Here is a 7,284-nt window from a genome sequence, read left to right as displayed (position 1 = left end):
CAGATATGCTGTGACAGCAACGGAAACGCGCACATCATCTGGCAGCACTGGACGGGATCCTCGAATCTTCTCTCCTATATGAAACTTTATCCCGATGGAAGCATCTGCATCGATGAGAGTTACCTTACACCGACCAGCAATCAGGTCTGGGCGCCGATGATGGATATCGATAATGAGAACAACATTCATATAGTCTGGGCAAGAAGTTCCCAGCAGACCACATCAGCTTACTATACAAAGATCAACGGTAACCTTGATGGCGCCGGTCAGTCGATGAGCGATGATGACCTGACCCTTATACAGGAAGCCGCGTTCCTGTCGAATCAGAAGATCCGGTATGCGAAATGCGCTGTTGACGGATATATGAATACTCATGTAATTTTTGAGCGCGGCGAATACGGCTGCAACGAAGCAAAATCGGTGTACTACATGAAACGGAACTCCATACCCATGTTGAGAGTGGAGTTTCCGGATGATTCCATAGCATTCGTGGAAATGACCGGCAGCGGGGCTGTCTGGGATGGAACTTTCGCGGCTTCCGGGGACGGAACCTATTCCGTACTGGTTTCCGGATCAAATTCTGCCGGAGAAACCGGTTCTGCTGTTTATGATTTTGACTATCCCGGGACAGGAATCGAGGCAGGCGATCTTGGTTACGGTCATATCAGTTCGATACGGAATCATCCCAATCCCTTCAGTACTCAGACTGCAATTGTCTATTCTCTGTCCGATGAGAGTGAGGTGTCCATAAATATATTCGATGTAAGAGGACGACTGATAACAGAACTGGCGCAGGGAGAACAGATGCCGGGAACTCACTCCGTTAACTGGAACCCGGATGGTATTGATTCCGGAATGTACTTCTACCGTATAAACGCGGGAAGCTCAACCGCAACCGGAAAGTGCCTTGTTATCTCGGAATGGAAATAGTCTCTTTATTTACCATGTACGCTGTTTGCGGGTTATAGCATATGGCTTGACATCTCTCTTCAAATATTCCATAAAGGAGCTATCAATAGATAAGTAAATGATATTGTAGAGATAAAGGTGCTTACATAACAGAAACGGAAGGTCATCATGAAGAATCATCCGGGTACAGTTCGTTCTTTCACGAATGCGGGAAATGCAGGCACTCTCCTTGTTGTTCTGTGCCTTCTTTGCATCTTTGCCGCTCCGGTCACGGCACAGTGGACTGCGGAAAGAGGTTCGTTCAGATATGCGGTAGTGGTTCGGGATGATACTTACCTTGAGGCCGATTGGGCCGAAGTGGTGGACAGCCTTGTAGCGAAGTATTCGGCCGAGGTTTTTACTTACTCAGGAAGTATCTACAACATTCAACATTCCCTCAGCCTGTACGCCCCGGATTACATCGCATTCGTATCTGAATGGGATAACGCAACAGCGACATTCGTGGATACCGTATGGAAATTCGGCCGTGGACTGGATGACGATCCGTACGGAGACGCTATATGGGGAATCGTTACAGGATACTATGCGTCCGACGCTCTGAGGCTAGCGACCGGTCCAGAGGGGTTTGACGTTGAAACAGTTCTCGGAGGAACTACCAGCTGTGATCTTACCCATTATCCGCGGGGTATTTCCACAAGCGAGAGTACTTATGGACTTTACTATACCAAAGCGCTGAACGATCCGGACGCTATTCAGCACACAGACGGCCCCACGGACAGAACGCAATGGCTTGTTGACTGCCTGAATGCCGACTCTATCGATATTTTCGTTACAAGCGGACACGGTGCTCATTACCAGTGGCAGATGCACTATCCAACTTCCGGTGACGAAGGATATTTCAGATCGTACGGAATCTCGGGATGCCAGGCGCTCGGCCGCACAAATGCGTTAGACACACTGCATATAAACTCTGACAATCCCAAGATTTTCTTTGGACTCGGAAATTGTCAGATCGGCAAGATAACTAACTTCAATTCTATGGCTCTTGGATGGCTCCATACCGCGGGAGCGTACTTCTACACCGGATACGTAATAAACGAGGGATCGTACAGTCAGCAGCACGGAGGAACCAAAGCGTACTTCGAGCGTCAGGCACATTACACCTGGCCGCAGGCTTATTACCTTGCGAATCAGGCTCTCTATTACGACAAATACAATGGAACCCCGGGAGCGGGAGGCGCACCCGATCTGAACGGTTCCGCGCTTTACGGAGATCCCGCTATGGAGGCGAGGGTTCCCATCGGTGTGGGTGTTTACGATACATTGCTCTATTCTGAAGATGTAGTGGTTGACAGTACAGATACTCCGTGGGAGGTCACTGTGACCATAACTATGAATATAGAGGGAAGTCCCGGCTATACGAGTAAGTGGGGTTACAGGTCTCCAATAGTTCTTCTCCCCATCAGAGCGCGGGATATCACAGTGGTAAACCATGACTGTAAAGATGTTGTCGTTACTGACAATTTCGCTATTATGCATATCTGGAACAAGACTGAAGATCCTCTACCGGCGGGCACTACAAGATACCTTACCTTTACATGCAATCCTCTGACAGGCATAAGCGGCGGCGTGCAGCCCTTCATCGACTGCAATCTTGCGAGCAGCCCGAATCCGTTCTCAGGTTCGACCGTTATTTCGTTTGATCTTCCCGATCGGGTGCCTGTTACGCTTGAGGTATTCGATATCACAGGAAGACTTGTGGACACATTGATCAGCGATGACATGCCGGCTGGAACCAATACGGTAACATGGAGCGGAACCGCCGCGAACCAAACGCCCAGCGGAATCTATATCTGCCGCCTTGTTGCCGGATCAAGGAGCTACACCGCCAGACTGGTACATCTCCAATGAGCGGTAAAATCAGGTATCGGATAGTTTCTACAATCTCAAGAATACTATTACCGGTTACAGTCATGTTTGTTGTACTGTTCTCTCTTCCCTGTGAAATGACAGGCGCCGGGCTTGAAAACGAACTGCAGCAAGATGATTATGAATGGGTGCTTGTGGATTCTATCAATGCTTCAGTAAGAATTCCCACCGGAGAGGCATGCGTGATAACCTACGTGAACGGTTCTGGAACACTGCTGTTTGAACCTCCCCAGAGCGGTTTGACAAGCAAGGCTCAGGACGCAGTCGAGAAAGCTCCCGAATGGCTGCAGATCGATCTTGCTGACAATTTTTCAAGGCTTTCGAGTTCTTATCAGGACATATACGCTGACATAATTCTGGCAGCTTCCGACCCTTACGTTGACGAAATCGCCTTTGAAATCGCGCATTTGGCTCCACAGACAATTGGCAGCCATCTTTTTTATCCTGAAGTTCTTGCTTTCAATGTGTCGCTACTGTACGATACAGATCAATTCCTGGCTTACGCCGACATAATGGACTACGGAACTTCAGCAAACGGCGGGAACTACTACTCGACCATCCAATACAAGGTGTACGATGCTCCCGATACGTTGACGTTTGAACTTCCGCAGGACATCTATTACTGGTTTGTCGCACACCCTAAAATCCACAGAGAGAGGCCGGATTACATAAATCCGGCAACAGGAGGGCATGCCGACCCCCCTACCGGTGTTTTCTGGAGGGATTACCTTTTCAACCACGCGGATACGGGATATCCTCTGCTGAAAGATTCTCTTTCGGCCTGTAAAACCCTCTGGAACTGCAATGTAAACAGTCTCGATAACGGAGCCATCGGGGCTCTGAGCACATGGGTGACGGATGTCATGACCTTCCTATCTCATCCGCACCATAACCAGCCTGTCAGGATATACAACTGGCACGAAGGGACTTGCAGCGTTCATTCTTATCTGACAACAGCAGCTTCAAGAACCGCATTCATACCTGCGACAGTATCGGTGATGTACCGAAACAACCATAAAACAAATGAGTTCTGGGAAAGGGAATGGATAGCCTGGGAGCCGGTGGGAACGCACATAAACAGCCCGAGAGACTACGATCCAGGCTGGGGCTGGGATATGGCCAGTGTTTTCGACTGGAGGGGAGACGGTTACACATGGAATGTAACGGAGAGGTATACCGATGTATGCACCCTGACTGTTAACGTGACGGATAATCTTGGAAATCCGGTAGATGGCGCCTGTGTAGTACTGGACAGTGATGGAAGCCCGGGCCCACGATGTCTTGTGGATTACACCGGGAGCTCAGGTTCAGGAGAATACGTATTTGGCGACAACCGGCCTCTTTACCTCAAAGTAACCAGTCCTATCGGGATTTTCCCGCCTTCAGGTAACTACACTGTCACGACATCAACTGTTACAGGTCAGCATTATACAGTTGATGTAGTACTATCCGGAGAAGTAACCGCGCTGGATATCTCACCTGATACGCCTCCCGTACCACCTGCCGATGATTACAGGCTTGTAGTCGAATACGATGTTTCAGGAGAAACCGTATACGGTAAAAACCTTGATGATTCAGATGTCTATTCGGAAACGTTCTCTCCGGGAAATATTGATTTCTTCATTTGTGATGAGGCAAACTACTCGAGTTATATCAGCAGTAATCCGTTTGAGGCATTTGAAATATCAGAGAATGCCTGTTCTGGAAATGTTGATTTTACTATTCCCTCCGATGAACAGTACAGCTCGGTAATATCGAACGAATCATCGCTCAATGTAACACAGCGCATTGATCTGACAGTTTATCTGTACGAAGATCAGACAGGCATTGCTGAACAGACAGAGCAAGGCGGACTTTCACCGCTGTGTTTCCATAGTATCTATCCAAATCCGTGCGGGTCTTCTGCTTCAATTTCCTTCTATCTGGGAGGACTTTCCGCGGCGGATGCGAGAATTGAAGTGTACGACATGCATGGAAGGATAGTTTCCGTTCTGTCAGATGATCTACTCGACCCCGGGAATCATATTGTTTCCTGGAACTGCAGAAACGATAACGGAGTTCCTGTTCCTTCAGGTGTATACTTCTGCAGGGGTGTTACGAACGCAGGTATCTCCGATTCCGCAAAACTGGTTGTGCTGAGGTAACGAAAGCGGGAAGCTGAAGAAGACTACAGAGACAATAGAATAGCCGCTAGTATGGCCAGCAGGATTCCGATGATCTTAACAGGAGTTATATCTTCGCCCAATAAAGCGATGCCGTACACGGCCGGTATAACAGGGTACAGGCCGGTAAGTGGTACTACTGTGCTTACAGAGCCACTTTTGATGGCTGCCTGAAAACAGATAAGCGCAAGTCCACCGGCAATACCGGTAGCCATAGCTGTCAATGTTGCTGAACTTGTTAGTTTAGGCATATGAATACCCGAGATGGAATAGACTGTAAGTACGGTCACGAATGAGAAGAGAACGTAAAACAGTGATGAATTGAAAAAGCCGATTCTGTCAGCTGAGAATTTAGCGCCTACTGCCCATACCCCCCAGAGAAAAGCTGCAAGCAGACTGCAGAGAATCGGTTTGCCGGACAGAATGTTCATCATGTCGATACTATCCCTATTTATTGTCTGTACTTAGAATTCTGCCAATGAGCCATGAGGCCGGAATCCAGAGAATGAATGCGCCTATGAAGAACGGCAGAGCGTGATCAATGCCAATATCTCCCGCATGAAGGCATACTATACCGGCGGCGCTCCAGCCGATTAGAAGAAGGCCGAAAACCACGTTACCGATCTCCTGGAAACCTCGAACAAAGGATGCAATTCCAACCGCCGCGAAGAAAACCGGCCACCATTTACCTATGGAGACCCCCAGGCCCCAGAGAAGAAATAGTATTCCAACTCCTCCGAAGAGAAATGAAAAAATAAGGATCCCTCTGCTTTTTCCCCTCATGTTGCTACCCTCCTTCAACCGGAGGTGTCAGACTGGCCAGGTCGATCAGCCATTCCTCTCCGATTTTTCTGACGATGATTTCCTGAAGGCCATCGTCTGTTCTTACTACGACAACTCCAACAAGGCTGTCAGGATAACTGACGGACTTGATGCTGGTACTGAGATTATGCACATCTTCGGACTGGCTGACCATCCTTACGAAGATGTCCTCTCCTGACAGGCTGAGGAATTCCTCTTCGGTCATGTCACCGGCAAGGCTGGTTACGGCCGCCTGCGATTCTATCCAGCCGAACTCGTGAAGAACCGCCGCGGTAGAATCGTACCACTGCTGGCTCCGGGGTGTTATAAGTGTCCAGGCCTCCTGGTAGCTTGAATCGGAGATTGCCGTTGAAAAAGCGGTTACAACGCTGGAAGCCCCGTCCATTTTCCCGCAGGAGATAACAGCGATGCAACAAGGAATAAGAGCAGCGGATATTTTCACAGCAGGTGTACCACCATTCCGCTTCGCAGTTTCGGTTCGAACCATGTGGATTTTGGAGGCATCACATTGCCGCTTTCGGCTACTTCTATCAACTGATCGATGGAAGTTGGATAAAGAGAGAAAGCAACTTCGTACTCACCTGAATCCACGAGTTTTTCTAGTTCTTCAGTACCGCGAATTCCACCGACGAACTTAATACGCTCGCTGGTTCTGGGGTCTTTTATGCCAAGTATAGGATTCAGAAGATTTTCCTGAAGTATGCTTGCATCAAGACTCTTGACAGGATCGGACTCCGGGAAGCTGCCGGCTTTCGGTTCCAGACCGTACCATTTCCCGTCAAGATACATTGAGTATTCCAGCATGCTGCCTGGAGAGGGAACGGTATTTTCGGTAACATCGAATCTATCATGGACTTTATCAATGAACTCATCCAGCGAGTTACCGTTCAGGTCTTTAACGACTCTGTTGTATGCCATTATCTTCATCTGGTTCTTGGGAAATATTACCGCAAGAAAGTAATTGTATTCCTCATTACCCGTATGATTGGAATTGTCCTTCTGTCTTCTTTCCGCGACAATTGTGCCTGCGGCGCTCCGGTGATGTCCATCAGCTACGTAGAGAGAGGGCACTTCAGCAAATATTCTCTCTATGGTTTCAATATCCTTATCACTATTCACCACCCAGAGAGAATGCCGGATGCCATCAGGTGACACGAAATCGTATTCCGGTTCGTTTTCGCGGCAGATCCTTCTCTGAAGGGCATCGAATTCAGGAACATCAGGGTAAGTAAGAAAAACCGGACCGCACTGCGCATTCTGAGTTTCTATGTGACGGATCCTGTCTTCTTCCTTCACCTTTCTTGTGAACTCATGCTTTTTGATGAGATTGTTACGGTAATCCTCTGCGGATACGGTAGTAACAAGCCCAACCTGAGCGTGATCACCCATTATCTGGCGATAAAAATAGAACTTAGGTTTATTTTCCTGGATCATTTCTCCGTGTTCCATCAGGTGGCGGAGA

At 48.5% G+C, this 7,284-nt stretch carries 7 protein-coding genes; 3 read left to right on the top strand and 4 right to left on the bottom strand.

Translation table 11 applies throughout. From position 1 onward, the window contains the following. The 3 genes from K8S15_03030 to K8S15_03020 form a co-directional block, all read left to right on the top strand. A partial coding sequence (locus K8S15_03030; GenBank protein ID MCD4775007.1) for a T9SS type A sorting domain-containing protein occupies positions 1 to 930 on the top strand: 930 nt, incomplete at its 5' end. Between the two features lie 147 nt (positions 931 to 1,077). Then, positions 1,078 to 2,820, top strand: coding sequence for a T9SS type A sorting domain-containing protein (locus K8S15_03025; protein MCD4775006.1), 1,743 nt, complete (start codon positions 1,078 to 1,080; stop codon positions 2,818 to 2,820). Beyond that, on the top strand, positions 2,817 to 4,982 hold the full coding sequence (locus tag K8S15_03020; protein ID MCD4775005.1) for a T9SS type A sorting domain-containing protein: 2,166 nt from the start codon (positions 2,817 to 2,819) through the stop codon (positions 4,980 to 4,982). The genes K8S15_03025 and K8S15_03020 overlap by 4 nt, the downstream gene beginning before the upstream one ends. Before the next feature lie 23 nt (positions 4,983 to 5,005). Here K8S15_03020 and K8S15_03015 read toward each other — a convergent pair whose 3' ends face one another. The 4 genes from K8S15_03015 to K8S15_03000 all read right to left on the bottom strand — a co-directional run. Continuing rightward, on the bottom strand, positions 5,006 to 5,434 hold the full coding sequence (locus tag K8S15_03015) for an EamA family transporter (GenBank protein ID MCD4775004.1): 429 nt from the start codon (positions 5,432 to 5,434) through the stop codon (positions 5,006 to 5,008). Between the two features lie 13 nt (positions 5,435 to 5,447). Continuing rightward, the gene (locus tag K8S15_03010; protein MCD4775003.1) at positions 5,448 to 5,783 is read right to left on the bottom strand and encodes a hypothetical protein; all 336 of its coding nucleotides are present in this window, start codon (positions 5,781 to 5,783) and stop codon (positions 5,448 to 5,450) included. Positions 5,784 to 5,787: 4 nt separating this feature from the next. After that, positions 5,788 to 6,264 carry a hypothetical protein gene (locus tag K8S15_03005; protein ID MCD4775002.1) on the bottom strand — a complete coding sequence of 159 codons (477 nt, stop codon included), beginning with the start codon at positions 6,262 to 6,264 and terminating at the stop codon, positions 5,788 to 5,790. Next, positions 6,261 to 7,284 (bottom strand): DUF1015 family protein (locus K8S15_03000; GenBank protein ID MCD4775001.1); only part of this gene is annotated, 1,024 nt, incomplete at its 5' end. The genes K8S15_03000 and K8S15_03005, both read right to left, overlap by 4 nt.

Source organism: Candidatus Aegiribacteria sp. (assembly GCA_021108005.1).
Classification (GTDB): Bacteria; Fermentibacterota; Fermentibacteria; order Fermentibacterales; family JCC-6; genus Aegiribacteria.
This window is presented reverse-complemented; position numbering and strand designations above follow the sequence as displayed.